The organism is Paraburkholderia sp. SIMBA_054 (genome assembly GCF_046534875.1).
GTDB classification, from domain to species: domain Bacteria; phylum Pseudomonadota; class Gammaproteobacteria; order Burkholderiales; family Burkholderiaceae; genus Paraburkholderia; species Paraburkholderia hospita.
In genome coordinates this window covers 184,185-204,217 of sequence record NZ_JAWRXV010000005.1, presented here as the reverse complement: position 1 = coordinate 204,217, position 20,033 = coordinate 184,185, and the positions used below count along the sequence as shown (strand labels likewise).

At 62.5% G+C, this 20,033-nt stretch carries 15 protein-coding genes and 2 pseudogenes; 8 read left to right on the top strand and 9 right to left on the bottom strand.

Translation table 11 applies throughout. The annotated features are described in order from the left end of the window. Window positions 1-42: 42 nt before the first annotated feature. Window positions 43-1,692 (top strand): methyl-accepting chemotaxis protein, encoded by a 1,650-nt coding sequence (locus tag SB822_RS08260; protein ID WP_086915761.1) that lies wholly within the window; start codon window positions 43-45, stop codon window positions 1,690-1,692. A gap of 498 nt (window positions 1,693-2,190) precedes the next feature. On the opposite strand, the pseudogene SB822_RS08255 reads toward SB822_RS08260, so the two are convergent. The 9 genes and pseudogenes from SB822_RS08255 to SB822_RS08215 all read right to left on the bottom strand — a co-directional run bounded on the left by SB822_RS08255 (window position 2,191) and on the right by SB822_RS08215 (window position 10,283). Beyond that, window positions 2,191-2,807, bottom strand: a pseudogene (locus SB822_RS08255) (type VI secretion system amidase effector protein Tae4). Next, window positions 2,807-3,346, bottom strand: coding sequence for a PAAR domain-containing protein (locus tag SB822_RS08250; RefSeq protein ID WP_007743401.1), 540 nt, complete (start codon window positions 3,344-3,346; stop codon window positions 2,807-2,809). The pseudogene SB822_RS08255 and the gene SB822_RS08250 overlap by 1 nt, the downstream one beginning before the upstream one ends. Before the next feature lie 369 nt (window positions 3,347-3,715). Then, window positions 3,716-4,528, bottom strand: coding sequence for a c-type cytochrome (locus SB822_RS08245; RefSeq protein ID WP_007579725.1), 813 nt, complete (start codon window positions 4,526-4,528; stop codon window positions 3,716-3,718). Then, the gene (locus tag SB822_RS08240) at window positions 4,525-6,150 is read right to left on the bottom strand and encodes a b(o/a)3-type cytochrome-c oxidase subunit 1 (protein ID WP_007743403.1); all 1,626 of its coding nucleotides are present in this window, start codon (window positions 6,148-6,150) and stop codon (window positions 4,525-4,527) included. The genes SB822_RS08245 and SB822_RS08240 overlap by 4 nt, the downstream gene beginning before the upstream one ends. Continuing rightward, complete coding sequence (locus tag SB822_RS08235; protein WP_007579727.1) at window positions 6,137-6,709, bottom strand: cytochrome c oxidase subunit II; 573 nt, start codon at window positions 6,707-6,709, stop codon at window positions 6,137-6,139. Before SB822_RS08235 ends, SB822_RS08240 begins: the two co-directional genes overlap by 14 nt. A gap of 2 nt (window positions 6,710-6,711) precedes the next feature. Beyond that, the gene (locus SB822_RS08230) at window positions 6,712-6,894 is read right to left on the bottom strand and encodes a hypothetical protein (protein ID WP_007579728.1); all 183 of its coding nucleotides are present in this window, start codon (window positions 6,892-6,894) and stop codon (window positions 6,712-6,714) included. Window positions 6,895-6,936: 42 nt separating this feature from the next. After that, a complete protein-coding gene (locus SB822_RS08225; protein ID WP_007743404.1) occupies window positions 6,937-8,292 on the bottom strand; it encodes a c-type cytochrome in 1,356 nt (451 codons plus the stop codon). Then, entirely contained in the window at window positions 8,289-9,002 is a 714-nt protein-coding gene (locus tag SB822_RS08220) for a c-type cytochrome (protein ID WP_007579730.1), read from the bottom strand. The genes SB822_RS08225 and SB822_RS08220 overlap by 4 nt, the downstream gene beginning before the upstream one ends. Before the next feature lie 387 nt (window positions 9,003-9,389). Next, entirely contained in the window at window positions 9,390-10,283 is an 894-nt protein-coding gene (locus tag SB822_RS08215) for a LysR family transcriptional regulator (protein WP_007579731.1), read from the bottom strand. Between the two features lie 116 nt (window positions 10,284-10,399). Here SB822_RS08215 and SB822_RS08210 point away from each other — a divergent pair, with 116 nt between their 5' ends. From SB822_RS08210 to SB822_RS08180, 7 genes and pseudogenes are all read left to right on the top strand, one after another. Then, window positions 10,400-11,683 (top strand): MFS transporter, encoded by a 1,284-nt coding sequence (locus SB822_RS08210; RefSeq protein ID WP_090834996.1) that lies wholly within the window; start codon window positions 10,400-10,402, stop codon window positions 11,681-11,683. Window positions 11,684-11,725: 42 nt separating this feature from the next. Continuing rightward, complete coding sequence (locus tag SB822_RS08205; protein WP_143055679.1) at window positions 11,726-11,920, top strand: hypothetical protein; 195 nt, start codon at window positions 11,726-11,728, stop codon at window positions 11,918-11,920. 425 nt (window positions 11,921-12,345) lie between these two features. Beyond that, the gene (locus tag SB822_RS08200) at window positions 12,346-12,990 is read left to right on the top strand and encodes a response regulator transcription factor (RefSeq protein WP_007743424.1); all 645 of its coding nucleotides are present in this window, start codon (window positions 12,346-12,348) and stop codon (window positions 12,988-12,990) included. A 144-nt stretch (window positions 12,991-13,134) separates the two neighbouring features. After that, window positions 13,135-13,845, top strand: a complete 711-nt coding sequence (locus SB822_RS08195) for a response regulator transcription factor (RefSeq protein ID WP_318225110.1) — start codon at window positions 13,135-13,137, stop codon at window positions 13,843-13,845. 87 nt (window positions 13,846-13,932) lie between these two features. Next, entirely contained in the window at window positions 13,933-14,574 is a 642-nt protein-coding gene (locus tag SB822_RS08190) for a response regulator transcription factor (RefSeq protein WP_090835001.1), read from the top strand. Between the two features lie 183 nt (window positions 14,575-14,757). Next, entirely contained in the window at window positions 14,758-15,504 is a 747-nt protein-coding gene (locus tag SB822_RS08185; protein ID WP_079498024.1) for an aquaporin, read from the top strand. Further along, window positions 15,488-19,973, top strand: a pseudogene (locus SB822_RS08180) (ATP-binding protein). Before SB822_RS08185 ends, SB822_RS08180 begins: the two are co-directional and overlap by 17 nt. The last annotated feature ends 60 nt before the right edge of the window (window positions 19,974-20,033 follow it).

Genomic DNA, 20,033 nt, shown 5'->3' with positions numbered 1-20,033 from the left:
AAACGGAAGATTCCCGTCAGGCGGCCATAGGAGACATGCTTCATGTTGAAAGGTCTTTCGATTCGCGCATACCTCACGTTGATGGTCGTGCTGTTCGGCGTGGTATTGCTGATCGGCGCGGCGGCGGGGCTGTTATCGCTGCGTGAGAGCAATGCGTCGCTGCAACAGATGTACACCGTCGATACGCCCGCCGTGGCGGATCTCGAAGGCAGCGCTGGCCAGCTACTGCGTCTGCGTCTCGCATTGGCAACCTACTCCTCGCTGATCGAACTGAACGATCAGGAAGGCGCCGACGCCGTGCTGAAGCGTTTCGATACGTACCAGAAGGTGTCGAATGAACGCCTCGCGCATTACATCAGCAAGGCCAGCAACGACGCCGACGAACAGCGTCTCATCAAGGATATGCAGGACAAGCGCGATGCATTCCTGCACGAAGGCGCCGAGCCTGCGCTCGCCGCGCTCAAGTCCGGCGACAAGGCGGCCTTCCAGCAACTTCAGGCGCACAAGCTGTCGCCGCTTTACAGCGCGTATGAAAAGGCGATGCTGACGCTCGAAAAACTGCAGCTCGATCACGCCGAGCAACGGTACCAGGAAGCACAGCAACTGTTCTACACGATCAGTGTCGCGGTCGCGATCGGCATGGCGGCTACGCTGATTTTCGCGTGGCTCGGACGCATGATGATGGTCCGCGCAATCGTGCATCCCGTCGATGCCACCATCGATCAGTTCCAGCGCATCGCGAACGGCGACCTGACGGGCCGTATCGACAACGTTAGCGACAACGAAATGGGACGTCTCGCGGCCGCGCTGCGCAAGATGCAGGAGTCGCTGATCGCGACGGTGAACACCGTGCGTCACGGCACTGATTCGATCGATACGGGCGTGAGCGAAATCGCCGCAGGCAATACGAACCTGTCGCAACGCACGGAAGAGCAGGCCGCGTCGCTGGAAGAAACGGCGGCGAGCATCGAGGAGCTCACGTCGACCGTCAAGCAGACGGCCGATAACGCCAAGCAGGCGAGTTCGCTCGCGCAGGGCGCATCGACGCTCGCAGCGCAGGGCGGCGATCTCACGCAGCAGGTGGTCGGCACGATGCAGAAGATCGTCGACGACTCGCGGCGTATTGCGGATATCGTCGGCGTGATCGAAGGCATCGCGTTTCAGACCAACATTCTCGCGTTGAACGCGGCTGTCGAGGCGGCGCGCGCAGGCGAGCAGGGCCGCGGCTTTGCGGTGGTGGCGAGCGAGGTGCGCTCGCTTGCGCAGCGTAGCGCGGCAGCGGCGAAGGAGATCAAAGGTCTGATCGGCGAATCGAACGAGCGCGTGACGGCGGGCGCGGACCTCGTGCAGCGCTCAGGTTCGACGATGACGGACATCGTCGATGCAATCGCGCGTGTCAGCGCGATCATGAGCGAGATCGCCGAGGCCGCAACCGAGCAGAGCACGGGCATCGATCAGGTGAATCTCGCCGTCGCGCAGATGGATGAAGTGACGCAGCAGAACGCGGCGCTCGTCGAGCAGGCGGCGGCAGCGGCAAGTTCGCTCGAAGAGCAGGCGCGCCGGCTGACGACAGCGGTGGCCGTGTTCAGGACGGATAGCGGGCAGGCGTCGGCGTCGCGGGGTGCTGCGCGCCGGGTTGTGACGCAGAAGCAGGGAGTGGCGATGCAAATGGAGGCGGTGGAAGCGGTTTGATGCACAGCGCAGTTCGTACCTCATGCATCGCGCGATTGATGTTGGCGATTCAGGCTGGAGCGCCAACGAACGAAGGATGTTCGTGGGCATCGAAAGATCGATCCACGCCATATGAAAAAGCCGCGCGGGAGCGCGGCTTTTTCGCTTCCAGGAAGCAATTTTCAGATGTGAAAGACGCGCATCGCGACGAACGTCGAGAGCCAATGCACGACTATCGCTATCGCAATGCATTTTGCTACGAGTGGAAAGTTGCTGCGTCTTGCGCATAGCAAATATCCTAGCCCTGCGAAGAGAACCGGCGGGGCAAGCAGATATAAGGCGAACTCGGCAAACACTTGCGTCGTGATAGGGCAAGTGTCTAATCCGCCCCGCACTCACCAGCGCGCGGGATACATAGCCGGGCATACGCGTCACACAACCGGGTATCGATTGAGGACCACGCAAAGACACTGAGCAAGCCTATGAAAGCAAACCCGAAGGTCCCGAGGAATCGGTGCATTATTTGATTTGCCAAAACAGAATCTGCTTCGCGTTCCGAAGGTCGGACCAGCCGAAATCCGTTCCCGGAAAGAAGGACTGTCCGCCAAAATAGCGGCTAATCGTTGCAACGGCATCCGGCGCGCTGCTAATTGTCAGGCGTGCTCCATTCCAGAGGTCGATGTGGCCGCCGCTTGCATTGGAAGTCGTTTCACCTGCGCGCGTCCAATAACGGGAAAACTCAACGATACCCGTGCGCCCTTTCACCTTCGATTCCCAATCTGAGCCAGTAATATCTTCGGCCTTTGGAAGTCCCGCAAACGGCTGCAACTTCAGCCATTCTCCCAATTCGTCGGCGCGAGTGGCCGTGGCTTTGCCGTCGAGGATAATCCGCCCGATTGATGGTCGATCCGACAGAGGCCGGACGAGTTTTTCCGAAAACGACTTCATCTCGATGCCGACACGATGAAACATCACACTCATGCGGATTGCGCACTGATCCTTGTACACTGAATTGTTGTAAGGATTTCCCGATGGATAGTTGTCCCACAACTCCTGGAAGGTGACCACGCGCAGCTGCACGTCCTTGATGGAGCCTGTTTGGAATTCGTCCTGACAATGGTTCTGCTGTTCGGCATTATTCAATTCCTTGTTCTCTAGCCAGCGCTTCGTCGCCCCAGTAGATGTGATAGTCCGCCCCAGTGTTGGTCGCAACGCGTGGCAGGTCGCCACCTTCGGCGACGCGGCCCGAGAAAGCTCTCCCGTCTGCCGTTTCGATGAAGTAGGAGTAGAAATCGAGCGCCATGCGGGCGACGGCATGAACCTGTTCATCACACGTTGTCGAGTTTGTTGGCGCCGTGAACGAGACATTGCTTGTCGTCGTTGCGTCGGCGCCGCTCGTGTGCAGAAGCGAGGAAGCTCCACTGGCAAGTACATGGTTTTTCCCACATGGACACAGTACCCGGTCCATATGCTTCACCATCGGCTTCCCGTTTTCCATCCAGTCCCGGGCGCTGCCCAGGATCGGAAACAGTCCTTTGCAATTCCCGCACGTTGCCCGGTCGTGATACAGAGCGAATGCTTGTCCGTTGTCTGCATACCATGTTGACGAACCGCCCATGACGCGGCCTTTGGTCGTCGTCGTGTCGCCTTTTGCGACGAGTCTCGACGTTGTCATGCGACCTCCCGAGATTTCCTGCGCGTATCGGCGGACGCACTGACTCTCGGAGCTACGAGAATAATTTTGTTGTACTTGTTTCTACGCATCGATTTGTCTCCACGTAGGCCAAATAGCCACGGATGAAGTGGTCTAACGAGGATAACCGGCGCTTGCCCCTGATTATGTAAAAGAAAGTCAAGAGTTCGGGCTCGACGTCGAGTTGGCGCACATGAATGCGGCGGGCATGAATTCCCGTCAGTCTGGTGAAGTAGTGTTGGCTATGCCTTGAGATCGCGCCCCCGTGCATTCGGTCGGTTCGTATAAAAACGCAAAACGGCGGTGCAAGCCTTCAGGCTTGCACCGCCGTTTGTCTTCCAGCGTCACGCTCTAAGGCTGCCTTTCAGCGTAATACTTCGCGACCCCGTCGATCTCCTCAGGCGTCATATTCCGCGCGACGTTGCGCATCTGTTCGTTGATGTCGTTGTGACGGTCGCCGTCCGCGAACGCGCGCAGTTGCGCCGCCATATACACCGACGATTGCCCGCCAAGCCATGGCGCGGCGCCCTTGCGGTCACGATCGCCATGACAGGCCGCGCAAGGCGCGATGTTGCGCATCGGCGAGCCTTCGTTGACGAACTTGCGGATGGTCGCGTCTTCGGTCGTGGCCTGTTCGACGGCGGCGGGGCGCGGCAGCGTCGAATAGTAATTCGCGAGATCGTGCAGATCGCGGTCGTTCAACTGCGCGATGATGGGCGGCATAATCGCGTTCGCGCGCTGGCCGCTCTGGTAGTCGCGCAATTGCTTATAGACCACGTCCGCATATTGCCCCGCGAGCACGGGCGCTGTGACCTGGATCAGGCTTTCGACGCCATGACACATCGAGCAGTTCTGCGCGAGCGTCGCGCCACGTCCGATCGACTCGGCGCTGGGACGCGTGCGGCCCCACGGCGGCAGAGGCGGCAGCACGAGCACGTTGCTCGGCGCGGGGCCGGCGACGTTGTCGCTTTGCGTGAACCACGTCGACGGCGCGCCCGCTGCGCTGCAGATCGTCGCCCATAAGCCGCGCTGCGTGAAGTCGGGATGCTTCGACGGCAGCCAGATAAAGCCGATCAGAGCCGCCACGATCGCAATCGCGATCACGCCGCCGACGCTGGTCGTGAACCATCGGTTGCTGAAGCTGAAGACGCGTTCTTCGCTCATGACCGCGCTCCCACCGATACGGCCGGCACCGAAGTCTGCTGCAAGCCGAGTAGTTGCGCGATGGGTACGCTGTAGTTGACGATCGTCAGTCCGATCATCAGCGCGACCCACAGGCCAAAGCTGTTCAACGCAGCGGGCACGCGTTCGACGGGATGCACGGGTGCGCTGAAGCGGAACTGCTTCGGCTGCTCGATAACGCCGAACTGCGCCTTCGCGAGAATGTAGAGAAACAGGAACCCGGAGATCACCAGAATCAACCCGCCGAATGCCGACACGGCAACCCAGACAGCTTGCGGCGCAATCGCGGGATTGCTGTAGTCGTAGTACGCCATGCGGCGCGGCGCGCCCAGCAAACCGACGTAGTGCCACGGCAGCGTGACGACCATCATGCCGATGAACCACAGCCACAACTGCCAGCGGATCAGCCGCAGTGAGCCGATCGCGCGGCCCGTCAGTTGCGGCCACAACTCATACGCGATCGCGAAGTACATGATGACGATGGCGCCGCCGAAGATCAGATGGAAGTGCCCCGTGACCCACTGCGTGTTGTGGATGGTCTCGTTCAGCTGATAGCTCATGTTGATGAGCCCGCCCGCGCCGCCGAAGCCGAGCATGATGAACGAGAACGCGATGACGAGCATCATCGGGTTGTCCCACGGCAACGCCTTCAGCCAGCCGAATGCGCCCTTGCCGCCGCGCAGCCGCCCGGCAATTTCCACCGATGCACAGATCGTGAACACGGTGAGCAGCGTCGGCACCGACACCATGCCCGTGAACACCGCGTGAACGAACTTGAAGCCCGCACCGACCTGCGGATCGGCGAACAGGTGGTGAATGCCGATCGGCATCGCGAACACGAGGAACAGGATGAACGACACGCGCGCCATCGAATCGCTGTAGAGCCTGCCGCCAATCGCGCGCGGCACCAGCGTGTAGTACGCGATATACGACGGCACCAGCCAGAAATAGACGATCGCGTGCAGCGTCCACGAGAACAGCACGCGCGCGAGGCCCGCGTCGATGGTCGATTTCAGGCCGAGCGCGACGGGCAGAATCTGGAACAGGATTTCGAGCGCGGCGCCCACGGCCGTCCATGCCCACAGATACGCGCCCGCCACGTTCGCGTACATCGCGAGCGGCACCGGTTTGCCGGGATTTGCGCGCTTCCAGACGTGCAGGTTGACGCCCATCAGCGCGACCCAGATCCACGAGCCGACCACCACGAGCACGACGCCGAGGTAATAGAACGGGCTGCCGATCATCGGCGGATAGAACGTGAAGAGCACCGACGCCTGGCCGGCCGCAACGGGCACCATCGCCATCACCGCGCCGACCACGAGCAGGATGAACCCGGCCCACGCCCACTTCAGGCCGACGAGCACCTGTTGCAGCGCCAGTTCGACGATCGCATAGCCGAAGCCCATTGCGACGAGCGTGGGCAGTACGTAGGCCATGACTGTGCCGTGCGCCGTCACCGAGCGGTAGTACAGCTCCGGGTCACCGATCCACGGATGCAGCGGACTGCGCACGAGCATCTGCCATGCGCCCAGCAGCAGCGCGATTCCGAACGCGATGAACGCGAGCCAGAAATGCGCGAGAACGAGTCGCTTAGCGTGAAACACAGCTGAGCCTCCGATGTTGTTTTGCCTGTTCGAAGAAGGCAGCCTTGTCGATCACCTTCACGTGCGCCCACATCGTCTGATGGCCGAAGCCGCAGAACTCGTGGCAGGGCATCAGGTGATCGGCGGGTTTGTCGAAGGAGGAGGAAAACGTCGCGACGTAGCCGGGCACGACCATCGAGTTGATGTTCGTGTCCGTGACGAGCAGGCCGTGCACGACGTCGGCGCTCGTCGTGCGGAAGGTGACGTCGGTGCCGGCGGGCACCAGCAGGCACTGCGGCGTGAACGAGTATTGCTGCGCGATGAAGCGCACAACGACGGTCCCGTCGGGATCGACGCCCGTGCCAAGATTGCTTTCGACGAACTCACCCGACATCTGCAGCCGCGACGGGTCAACGGTTTCGACGCGCGACGGCGGCATCATGGCCTGGTGCAGCCCGGAGTACACGACGACCACGAGCATGAACAGGACGATCGCGATGACGAAGTAGGCCCAGCGCTTTTCGGAGCGCTCGGCGACGCCATGGCCGTTATCCGGGGAATGGGAAGGTTGGGTCGACATGATCAGTGAATGACGCCGCGCGGCAGAAACACGAAAAAGTAGAAGCCGATCCAGATCGCCAGCACCACCACGGCCGCGACGCCCGCGACCGCGATCGCGCCGTGCGGACCTTGCGCGACGATGCGTTCGACTTCGTCGTCCGAAGCGTTGCCGTAGTGGTCGCCGGAGTGATCGTTAGGGTCCATCTGCCATATCTCCGAGGACAGGGTTCATGCAAATGATGTGGGCTAGTGCAACGGCGCCTTGCGCAGTTCGTTGACCTGCTTCGCCGTCACGGGCAAACCGTGGTTGCCCCACGCAGTGCGGATGTACGTGACGACGGCGGCGAGATCGTTGTCGTTCAGTTCCTGCGCAAAGGGCGGCATGCCATACGGCTCGGGATTGCGCCGCGTGCCGGGCGGGAAGCCGCCGTTCAGCACGATGCGAATCGGGTTGACGGCCGAGTCCATTTCGATCGACTGATTGTGCGCGAGCGGCGGATAGTGCTGCAGATGGCCTTCGCCGTGCTCGCCATGACAGGTCGCGCACTTCTGCATGTAGATGCGCTGGCCGTTCTCGAACACGGCCGGCTTCACGGTCGCCGACGGGCCCGTCTTGCGGCCGGGATCGTTGTCGGGCAGCGTCTTCAGATAGACGGCCATCGCCTTCACGTCGTCATCGGTCATGTATTGCAGACTGTGATACGTGACCTCGGCCATCGGGCCGTAGACCGCGCCGCGATCCGAGATGCCCGCTTGCAACAGATCGACGATGTCCTTGATGCTCCAGTCACCGAGACCGCCGTCCTTGTCGGACGTGAGCGACGGCGCGTACCAGTTCTGCACCGGGATCAGGCCGCCCGCGAACTGCTCGCTCTTCGACGAGCCGCCGAGCAGATTGATCTTTGTGTGGCACATCGAACAGTGGCCGAGTCCTTCCACCAGATACGCGCCGCGATTCCATTCGACCGAACGGCTCGGGTTCGGCTGGTACTCGCCTTCGCGGAAATACAGCGAGCGCCAGCCGATCAGCAGCTCGCGCTGATTGAACGGGAAGCGCAGTTCCAGCTTGCGGCTCGGTTGATGCACGGGTTCCACTGACTGCAGATACGCGAAGATCGCGTTGGAGTCTTCGCGCGTGACTTTGGTGTAGGCCGCAATCGGCATCACGGGATAGATCAGCTTGCCGTCGGGACTTTTGCCCGTGCGCATCATCTTGAAGAACTCGTCGGCTGTCCATTTGCCGATGCCGTACTCCTTGTCGGAGCTGATGTTCGGCGTGAAGAACGTGCCGAACGGCGTCTCCATCGCGAGGCCGCCGCCAAACGTCTTGCCGCGCGGCGCCGTGTGGCAGGCGACGCAGTCGCCCGCGCGCGCAAGATACTCGCCCCGCTTGACGATCTCGGGGCGAGTGTCTGGGCCCGCAGGCGCCGTGGTTTCTGCTGCATGCGCGGTGGCGACGAGCGGCGAGCGCGGCGCGAGCGCGACGAGCGTGAACATGGCGCCCACGGCGAGCGACACGGTGATGCGGCGCGCGACACGCGCGGCGCGTGGCAGGCGATACACGGAGCTGATCGACAAGGAGCTAAAGGAGAGAGTCTTCATTCCGGTTGGCTCCCACATGCGAGCGGCAGCTTGCCGGGCAATCGCGGCACGGGACGCGGATCGGCGGGACGCGGCTGGCGCGCGAGCCAGCTCGATACGGCGGTGATGTCCTTGTCGCTCAGCTTCACGGCGATGGTGTGCATGCAGTCGGGCGCGACCGCGTGACGCGTGCCCGAGCGCCACGTACCCATCTGTCCGGCGATATAGCTCGCATGCAGACCGAGCAGTCCGGGGATGCCAGGTTGCTGTCCCGTCAACCGCTCGCCATGGCAGGCGGCGCACGCCGGAATGCCGCGCTTCGTGTCGCCTTGCATGACGACCTGCTTGCCGTAATCGAGCGTCGCTTGCGGCACCGGGTTGGTGTCGGGATTCGGATACGGCGGCTGCAGATCGGCAAAATACTGGCTGATCTTGCGCAGGTACTCGTCGGGGAGAAACGCGAGCAGATAACCCATCGGCGGATAGGTGCGGCCGCCGTCGCGAAATGCCGTCAACTGGTTGAACAGATACTCGGCGGGCTTGCCCGCGATACGCGGAAAGTAATCGTTGTTGCGCCCCTGGCCCTGCGCGCCGTGACAGGTCGTGCAGGCGTGCATTTTCTCGTCCATCGCCGACGGCGCGGGTGCGTCGTTCGACGCCGCGAATGACGCTCGCGCGCAAAGGGCGCACAGCAGCAAAAGGATCGAAGAGCCGATGGTTCTGCGATGCACGACTGGCCTCGTAGGGAAATAGGGTTTGTAGGTATCGTTGTGTTGCACCCTTGGGAAGAGACGCATTGCGCTCTTCTCTTTTGCTTCTCTACCGCGGCCGCATCAGCGACCCATGACATGCGAATGATTGCTGCTCTTACATGCGCGATGCGCGGCGCCGACAGTCTAGTCAAGTCCGCAAAAGCATGCAGATGAGGGTACGGATTGACGCGCGCGCATGCTTCGCGCTTGCCTTCGATCAGGCAAACGCATTGATACATTAAGGCATCACGATGACGGTGACGTTGCAATCATCATAGATGGCAATTGGTCGCGTTTCAACGCAGCAAAAACAGTTGCAGTAATTGTCGTGTCAACTAAGCACTTGTGCAGATACTGCAATCGCATTCACGCGAGCAGGCGCATGAACGCTTCGCGCGCATCGCTGACGCGTGCGCTTTCGCCGGGACGTCCGGGCAGCAGATGAAATTCGACGGCTGGCAACTGAGGGAGGCCGATCGTCGGCGGACACGGCACCATGCCCGAGCCGATCGACGATTCATTCAGACACGAGATACCAAGCCCCGCCTTCAACGCCAGTTGAAGACCCGCCATGCCCGATGCCGAATGCGATATCAGATACGACACCTTGTTCTCGTCGAGCAACCTGACGACGAAGCGCTGCAGCTGACAAGTGGACGGCAGCAGCACGAGATGGAAAGGCGTGGCGACGTGTCGCGGATCGGCGTCGGCGGACATGGCCCACACCAGCTTCTCGCGCCGCACGACGGTGCTCGCCTCGTGCGGCCTGTTGGATGCCGCGCGCTTCGTGTCCGGCGCGACGATGCGCAGCGACAGGCCGATATCGAACGTGGTGTCGTTTTCGACGCTGCTGTCGATCACCGCGCTCGGCAGCACGGTCACATGCAGACGCAGCCGCGGATGCTGCTCCGAGAATATTTTCAGCACGCGCGCGACGTCGTGCGGCCGGTAGTAGTCGGTGATCGCGATGCGCAGTTCGCCGTCGAGCGAGCGGCCTTGCAGATCTTCGAATGCCGCTTCGCTCATCGCCAGAATGCGGCGCGCATGGTCGAGCAGCTTCGCGCCTGCGGGCGTCGGGGTGACGCCCTGCTTGCCGCGCAGGAACAGCGGCTGGCCCGCGCGCTCTTCGAGCTTCTTCAACTGCTCGCTCGCCGACGACTGCGACAGGAACACGCGTTCCGCGCCCGCCGACACGCTGCCCGCTTCCGCGACGGCAACGAAGGTGCGCAACTGTGCAAGGTCGAACGCACGCTGGATCATGTTTCGGATTCTCCGATGGATGACATCCTATTTTCCCGCTTTTCCGATTGATCGTCCAATCCTACGATAGCCGTCAACCGATACAACTGGAGGCGATCGTGGGACAGGGATCTGGAATGGGCGGCAATCACCGCTGGAAGGTGCTGGGCGTCGGCTTTGCCGCGAACGCGAGCTTCTCGGCCGCTTTTTCGGGCATTCCGACGACGGCGATTTTTCTGCGCAACGGCTATCACATCGGCAACGGCGGGCTGGGCCTCGTGCTCGGCATGCTGGGGCTCGGCATTGCCATCAGCGAATTGCCGTGGGGATTGCTCACCGACCGTTGGGGTGACCGGCGCGTGCTGCTGCTCGGCCTTCTGACGACGGCGGCCGCGCTTACCGCGATGGCAGGCTTCGTGGTGCCGAACGGCGCCGATGCGCCGGGCATCGTGCCGCTCGCGCTCGGATTGCTGGCTGTCGGGCTGCTGGGCGGCAGCGTCAACGGATCGAGCGGGCGCGCGGTGATGGCGTGGTTTCGCGAAGGCGAGCGCGGCCTCGCGATGAGCATCCGGCAGACGGCCGTGCCCGCAGGCGGCGGGTTGGGCGCGCTGGCGTTGCCGTCGCTTGCCGCGCATTTCGGCTTTGTGGCCGTGTATGGCGTGCTCGCCGTGCTGTGCACGGTGACCGCGTGGTTCGCGTGGTGCTGGCTGCACGAGCCGCCCGTAGCGGCTGCGTCGGGCGGGCAGCATGCAGCTGGCGGCGAGCTCGCTGCTTCGCCTGCCGAGCCTGCCGCGCCCGCCACGCCCCATTCGCCGCTGCGCGATGCCGGCGTGTGGCGTGTCGCGCTGGGCATCGGCGTGCTGTGCGTGCCGCAACTGGCCGTCGTGACGTTCGCGACGGTCTTTCTGCACGACTTCGGCCATGCAGGCGTGTTGGAGATCAGCGGGACAATGGTCGCCGTGCAGGCGGGCGCCGCCGTCGCGCGCGTGTGGAGCGGGCGCTGGACGGACCGGCACGGCAACCGGCGCCAGTACATGCGCGCCTGCAGCGTGCTGACGGCGCTGCTGTTCGCGACGCTCGCGTTGATTGCCGCGGGCGCCAACGGCGCGCACGGCGCGATCGCGGTCGTGCTGGCGGCGATGGTGGTGCTCGGCGGCGTGAGCGCGTCCGCATGGCACGGCGTCGCCTACACGGAACTTGCGACGCTCGCGGGCACGCGCCGCGCGGGTACCGCGCTGGCGATGGGCAACACGTGCGCGTTCATGACCCTGTTCGTCACACCGCTTGCCATTCCGCCGCTGCTCGCGGCGACCTCGTGGCCGGCCGTGTGGGCAATCGCGAGCGTGTGCGCGCTGATTGCGCTGCCCGTCTTCCCGCGGCCCGTGCGCACGGCGCGGTATGCGTCGAGAGCCAGGGCGTGATCGCGTCGACACTTTTTTGAACATCTCTGTTGGCGTCCGGTCATGAGCCGGACGCCTTTTTTTATTTTGGTGTTATTTCTTCAAGGTGAAATTAATCGAATTCACCCTATGGCTGGAAATCGATGTGATGCGTCTGATATTTCCGTCATGAAAGTAGGAATTATTTTAGAGGTTGATTTTTATGGGTTTCGGTTTCTAAGCGGGTTCTTCTCTCAAGAGCATATTGCACGACAGTGACTCTGTGGCGTACCTCGTATTCACTGCAAATCTAAGATGCATTGGCGCGATTTTGCGAGAGCGGGCCCAGTGCGCCGACTGCCTCTGCGCGCCAGCATCCTGCCCGTTGTGGTTTCCTAACATGCCTTTGGAAATTTCGGAAATAGTGCGATGAAAATGGTTAAGCACTATCTCAATGGAAGTGTCTGAAATCGGTAATTACTCAACGAAACTTGTAGTTTGTCTTTGAATCGGCCATTGATTCGGAACTCTCTGATATTCCATTTTTGCCGCAAATGTTTTGATTCATATTGTCGGAACATGATTCGTTATATGTCGCGAGCGTTGTCGTAAAGCGGACTCGTTTCGACGTTGCTGCGAAATGAGCGTTTCGACATCGACAAACACAAACCAATAACAAGGCGGCAATAGTGAATCTTCGAATCATGCTGGCAGACGATCATCCGTTTGTTCTGCTCGGTATCCGGGCCACGCTCGTGGCGCACGGAGGATTCACGATCGTCGGCGAGGCGACGAGCCCTTCGTCGCTCGTTCAACTGATGGGTAAGACCTCATGCGATGTGCTGGTCACGGACTTGACCATGCCGGATGCTTCGGGTGACGCGGATGACGGGCTGCGGCTCATCCGGCGCATCCGGGGCGGCTGGCCCGAGGTGCGCATCGTCGTGCTGACCAGTCTGACCAACGCTGCCATTCTCCGGTCGATCGTGTCCGACGGCGTGATCGGCATGCTCAACAAGAGCGAATCGATGGACGAGCTGGCCGCGGCTATCCGCGCGGCGGGCGCAGGCCGTTCCTACGTCAGCCAGTCAATCCTGCTGACGCTCGCAGAAGCGAGCGGTGAGCCGCTTGGGATGTCGCCCATGCGCAATCTTTCCCCGCGCCAGGCCGAAGTGATCCGCATGTTCGTGCGCGGCAAGTCGATCTCCGAAATCGCCCGCGACCTCGGGCGGGATGTCCGGACGGTCAGCCGGCAAAAGCGCGACGCAATGGCGAAGCTGGGCGTCAGCAATGATCCGGGGCTTTTTGCGTTCGTGCGAGCGTATGGTCTTGTGCAGAAAGTTGCGTAGGATAACTAATCAAATTTCATCGCTAAATGATTCTTCCAAATTCAGATAAGTCTTATGTCGGGGAGCGGTTGAATGTCTGATCCTCAGCCGGCTAAGGGCTCGCCGAATCAATACCAAGCTACAGAGCACAGGGAGCGACCACGCGTGAATATCAGAAAGGATGTGACACTGCCAATCCGCACCATCATCGCCGACGACCATCCGCTGGTCCTACTCGCGATGGAGAATCTGATGTCGGGGTTTCCAAATATCGAGATCGTTGGGAAGGCAACGGACTCATCGGAGTTGTTCGCCGAGGCGCAGCGTGTCAAATGCGAGCTTGTCGTCATGGATCTGTACATGCCCGGTGGCGCATATGGCGACGGCGTCGATATGGTTCGACAGTTCAAGGAACGTCATCCCGACGTCGTGGTCGTGGTGCTGACCATGGAAATCGCGGCGGATTCCCTGCAAAAGGTGATTTCGCTGGGCGTGGGTGCGGTCGTCAGCAAGCGCGACCGTATCGATCTGATTCATGTGGCGATCATCACCGCGTTGGCGCGCGAATGCTATGTCGGTCCCGCCATTCGCGCGTTGCTCGCCGACGCTACGTTGTCGCGCCGGATCGACTATGTCCGACAGGTTCTTTCGCGACGCGAGCTCGAAGTGTTGACGCACTATGCGACCGGGCGCGGAGTGACCGAAATTGCGCTGAGGCTCGGTCGTAGCGTCAAGACGATCAGCGCACAGAAATGTACTGCAATGCGCAAGCTGTCGCTGCAGAGCGATGCCGATCTGTTCCGGTTCGCCGTCGAACACGGTCTGGTGCCTGACGATCCATCAAGTGGCCCAGGCGGGTCGGGCAAAAGAGGCTGACGCAGCGAAGCTGCGACCCTGGCGAAGTGACCGTCCTCGAGGGGAACGCGCTGTACGGTGACGGTCCGTCAACAAGATCACAACAAGATGGAAAACAAGATTCGCGTCATCGTCGCCGACGATCACGTGTGCGTGCGCATGGGCGTCAGGTGTTTGCTGGAACAGATCGCACATGTGTCGGTGGCGGGCGAAGCAGCGAGCACGCAGGCACTCGCCGAACTGCTCGATGCGTGCGCATGCGACGTCGTCGTAACGGATATTGGCATGCCGGGCATCGACGGAGAAAGCAACGCGATCCAGTTCCTGCGGCGGCTGCTGCATCACACGCCTCAGTTGCCGGTTGTCGTGCTCACCATGATCCATCAGCCGTCGATCCTGATGGGGCTGCTGCAGCATGGCGTTGCCGCGATCGTCGACAAGCGCGATATCACCGCATCGCTGGTTCACGCGATCGACGCCGCGCTGACTGGCCAGGGTTATTTGTCAGATCACGCGCGCGCCGCCATTGCGAAGGCGGGCACACCGCAACCGCGGGCAGGCGTGATGAGCGCGGGCGAATGGAAAGTCTTCACGATGTACGTGAGCGGCCTGACGATCGGCCAGATTGCCACCAAGCTGAACCGCAGCGCGAAGACGATCAGCACGCAGAAGCGCAATGCGATGCGCAAGCTGGGGCTCGAGACGGAGGCCGATGTAATCGACTATGCCTGCCAGATCGGCCTCACCTGAATGATTTCGGAGTTGTCCGATTCTCTATCTCGTTCAACGGAACAACAATCTTCTGTTGGACTCCCGGATCGCGGGGGAGCGGCGCCAACACCATTGATTTGCCATGCAAATCAATCGACACCAGGCGCGAGCATGTAAATCGTCTCAAAAAAGTTGTCGGGACGAGCCGTTACGGGAGGATGCATGTCAGGGCTGGGAAAGCGATTGGTTGTCGAAGGTGCCGGGACGGCGTGGCTCGTGTTCGTTGGGTGCGGCACGGCCGTGCTCAACACCGGCGCGCAAGGTAATAGCGTTTTAGCTGTGCCGCTCGCATTCGGTCTCGCGCTGGCTACAGCGACTTACGTACTCGGGCGCTTCTCCGGCGCTCACTTCAATCCCGCCGTCACCGTCGGTTACGTGACCGCGCAGCGGTTTCCCGTCCGCGATCTCGCGCCCTATATCGCAGCGCAGGTGCTTGGTGCGCTCGCGGGCACGGCGCTGCTCGTCTACATCGCCAGCGGCCGTCCCGGCTTCGAACTCGCAGCGAGTGAATTCAGCGCGAACGGATATGGCGACCATTCTCCCGACGACTATCAGCTTCATTCCGCGCTGGCCGTCGAAATCACCATGTCGTTTGCGTTCGTGCTGGCGCGCATGCTCGTGTCCAACGGCCAATCGGCGAACCTGATCGATCCGCTCGTGGCAGGCGTGTGGCTGATGCTGAGTTACGTCGTCGCGACGCCCATCACCAACGGATCGTTGAATCCCGCGCGTTCGACTGGCCCGGCTCTGTTTGTCGGCGACTGGGCGCTCGACCAGTTGTGGCTCTTCTGGGCGGCTCCGCTGGCGGGCGGCATGCTCGCCGGCTTGCTCCATTCGCGACTGTTCGGCGACCCGGGCGATATCTTCGCGCGGCCGCCCCGCGAGAGCCGGCATGGCGAGTCGGCGTGAGCGTACGCACATGTACTGTTCGCGCATCTCCGCTCATTCCCGTGTTCGTTCCACACATCGCGCCTGGCTGATCGGCGTCCGCCTGGCGCTGAAGGCAAGCCTTGCGTTGCTGTTGATACTGCTGAGCGGTCAGCAGGCCAATGCCGCGCTCGGCGCGCGTCCACAAGCGTTTCCTCCCAAACTGATAGTCGGCGTGCTCGCCAGCGGCTGGTCGCCTTTCGAGATGTTTCAGGAAGGCCGGTTCACCGGGCTGAGCGTCGACTATCTGCGCGCCGTCGTTGGGCCGGACGTCGAGATCACGACGAAGTCGTTTCCAGACCTGAACCAGCTGCTCGCCGCGGCGTGCGCGAATCGCGTCGATGTGCTGATGAGCATCGCCCGCACGCCGGAGCGCGAGCATTGCCTGTCATTCTCGGTGCCGTATTTCCGCGGATCGACTTCCGTCGTGACGCGGGCGAGCAATGCGATGGCTTTGTCCGGCGAGGCCCAGGTGCAAAGCGCGCGCGTCGCCATCGAGCGCGGGTTCGCGCTCGGCGCCGTCCTGCGCGAGCGATTCCCTCGAGCACATATCGATAGCTTCACCGACACGCTTGCCGCGTTGCGCGCAATCAAGCGGGGTGACGACGACGCCTATTTCGGTTTTACGCCTGCCGTGCGGCATTATCTAGCGGATCCGGAATTCCGTGACCTGAGTATCGCGTTCGAGGAGACGGGGCAGGCGAGCGAGATGCGCTTCGCCGTGCCCGCCGGGAAAAGCGACCTGCGCGACAAGTTGGACCGCGGGCTGTCCGCGCTGCGACCGGACGACGAAGCCGCAATCCGGGCGCGCTGGATCGGCGGCAGCTTCGAAGCGCGGCCCGCATCGGCGGCGTCCAATCTCGTGCTGAGCCGTGAAGAGCAGGCGTGGCTCAGGTCGCTTCCGCCGCTCTCTGTTGGTTTCGACGCCGACTGGGCGCCGTTCAGCACGCTCGACGACCTCGGCCGTCCCTCGGGCATCGCCGCCGACTATCTCGACTATCTGGGCCGCACGCTCGGCCTCTCGTTCCACCGCGCGCCGGCGAAGGACTGGACGACCACGATTGCCGATTTCAACCGCGGCAACGTCCCGCTGCTCGCGACTGCCACGCGCAATGATCCCCAACTGGAGCATGCGACATTCACCCGCGCGTACGAAACGTATCCGCTTGTCATCGTCGCGCGCGAAGCCGAACCTGCTGCGCGCGGCCTCAACGATTTTGCTGCGCGCCGCATCGTGGTGTCGATGCATAGCCAAGGGGCGTTGCCATTCGAGTTGTATGGCGTCGTCGCGACGCACGCGACGGTCGCGCCAAATCTCGATGCGGCGCTGAAACTGCTGGCCGCCGGCGGCGCCGACGCGCTGGTTGGCAACGTCGCCGAAATCGATGCTGCGCTGACACGGGAATATGCGGGCGTGCTGAAAGTGGTCGGCGTAGTGCGCGAGCCAGATCCTGTCGGCTTCGCGGTTCGTGACGACCTCGCGACGCTGGCGGGACTGATCGACCGCGCGCTGCTCGCGATGCCTGCTTCGGAGCGCCAGCGCATCCGTCAGAAATGGGTGACAGGCGACGCACCGCCGCAAGGCGGCTGGAGCGTGACGGCACTGCGGCTGCTGCCTGTGCTGATCGGCATCGGCGTCGTGCTGCTGCTGACGTTGCGAGCGTACGTGTTGCTGCAGCGCGAAGTCACGCGGCGCGAGCGCACCGAGCGCGAACTCGAATCGCAACTGAACTTCCAGCAGACGATGATGGAAATGGTCCCGTATCCGCTCGTCGCAAAGGATCTGCAAGGGCGCTACATCGGCGTCAACCGGGCTTATGAACAAGCGACGGGCCTCAGGCGCGAAGCCGTGATCGGCCGCACGAGCGCGGACGTTCATGCCTGGGGCGAGGACAACAGCTTGCGTCTCGAGCAGTTGACACGCGAGGCGCTGCAAAGCGGCTTGGCCACACAGATCGAACTGGAGTTCGAAGACAGTCAGTACGACAGCCGGCACGGTCTCTTTTGCGTGTGCGTCTGCAACGGCGTCGACGGTACGCCGCTGTGCGTGCTCGGCACGCTCGTCGACATTACGGATATCCGTCGCGCCGAAATGCTGGCAAACGAAACACAGCGGCGCCTCGTCGACGTAACCAGCTCGTTGCCGGCCGTGGTGTTCCAGTTGCGCCGCGGGCTCGATGGCCAGTACACGTTCCCCTATGTGGGCGGCGATACCAAACAGTTGCTGGGTTACGACAGTGCCGTTCTGATGCGGCGCGCCACGCTCAATTTCGGCACCATTTGCGCGGACGACCGTCCCGGCGTCGTCGCCGCACTCGAGCGGTCCGCCGAAATGTCGGAGCCGCTGCACCTGGAGTTTCGGATCGATGGTCCCGGCGAGCAGCGCTGGGTTCGCGCGGAGCTCGTGCCGCGTCGCGAGCAGAGTGACGCGACCGTCTGGAGCGGCTATTGGGTCGACGCGAGCATCGAACGGCTGCGCGCCGACGAACTGGCGCGCGCGCGATCTGGCCGAAGCGGCGTCGCGCGCAAAAGACGATTTCCTCGCGATGATGAGTCACGAAATCCGTACGCCGATGAATGGCGTGCTCGGACTTGTCGAAGTCCTGGAGCGCACCCGGCTCGATGCCGACCAGGGCGAGATGCTCGGGATGATTCACGAATCGGCGGGTGCGCTGCTGCAGATTCTCGACGACCTGCTCGATTATTCGAAGATCGAGGCGGGACGACTGACCATCGAATCCGAGCCGATCGACCTGCGTGATCTGGTCGATACGGCGGTTGGCCTGTTGGCGGGGCGTGCGCATGAGAAAGGTCTCAAAGTGCGCGTTGATATCGATCCGCAGGTCGCCGCAACGCTGCGCGGCGACAGCGTACGCCTGCGACAAATCCTGTTCAATCTGCTCGGCAACGCGATCAAATTCACGCCGCGGGGCGAGGTCGATGTGAACGTGAAGGTAGTCGAGGAGAGCAAGGCGGGACAAACGGTCGAGATAACCGTCGTCGATACGGGTATCGGTATCGCGCCTGAAGTCCAGGCTCGCCTGTTCGAGCCTTTCGTGCAGGCGGAATCGTCGACCACGCGGCGCTTCGGCGGCACGGGCCTCGGGCTGACGATCTGCCGCAAACTGATCGCGTTGATGGGCGGCGCGCTGTCGTTGTCGAGCACGCCTGGTGAAGGCACGCACATGACGCTGCGGTTGCGGATGCCGCTCGAAATGCAGCACTACACGGCGGGCGGATTGCGCGGCAAGCGCGGCGTCGTCGCGACGCCGGATGCGTGCGTCGCGAGGGCGCTTGCGCACTTCGGCGCGGCGCTTGGCATCGAGCTGCGTTGCGCCGGTGCCGACCTTGTCGAGTTGCGCGATCCGCGAGCGCTGCGAGGTGTGGACCTTGTGTTCGTCGGCGACGGCGTCGAGCTGCCGCCGGCCGTCGCGCAGTCCGGCGCGAAAATTATCAGCCTGACCGAGAAGCCGAAGCCGACGGGCTATCGGATCGTTGATAACGCCGTGCGCGTGAGCATCAACCCGATCTCGTGGCGTGGCTTGAGCGCGGCGTGCGCGGCCGCGTTGACGGGCCTTTCGCCGACGCCTGCGCGTCATCCCGGCGCCGCCGAAGCCGCCGCCGCGCCGCCGGATCGGGAGCGCGCGATTGCGAGCGGGCGCCTCGTGCTCGTCGCCGAAGATCATCCCGTCAATCAGGAACTGATCCGTCATCAACTGGCGCTGCTCGGTTTCGCGTGCGATGTCGTCAATGACGGCGCCGAGGCACTTGAAGCACTCGATGCGACACCGTACGGCTTCCTGATTACCGACTGTCACATGCCGATCATGTCCGGCTACGAACTGGCGCGATCCGTGCGCGAAAGCGAGCAACTGACGGGCGAGCACCTGCCGATACTCGGGATCACCGCGAACACTGCGCCCGAAGATCTGAAGGCATGTCGCGAGGCAGGCATGGACGATTGCCTCGTCAAACCGACGCGCCTCGCCACCTTGCGTGAATATCTGAGCCGCTGGTTCGGCGCGGACAGCGCGCGGCCCGCCACGCAAGGCGACGCGACGGCTGCTGTCGTCCCCGATGCGGGACCTGCGAACGTCGGCAGCATCGCATTCGTTCCCGTCGATCTCAGCCAGTTGACGCAGATCTGGGGCAGTGAGTCGACGGTCAAGTCGCTGCTCGATGCATTCGTGTCGGCCGTGCGCGACGATCTGCGCGCGTTGCCGCCGCTGCTGAACGACCTCGATGTCCCGGCGTTGCGTCAATGGCATCATCGCGTCGCCGGCGCGGTGGGTGTGTTGCAGTATCCGCCGCTGCTCGGCGCGCTCGAACAGTACCGGCAGCACTTGACTTCGGCGCCGTCGGACACACTGCGCAGCGAGGGCATTGCGCTCGTGCGCACGTGCAATACGATGCTCGACGGCATCGAAGAGCAGGCGGCGCTGCTCGCCTGACTTCCCGTTCCTTCTCCTGCTTCGCAACGCTTTGCACCGCTGCGCGTGCGTCACGCGCAG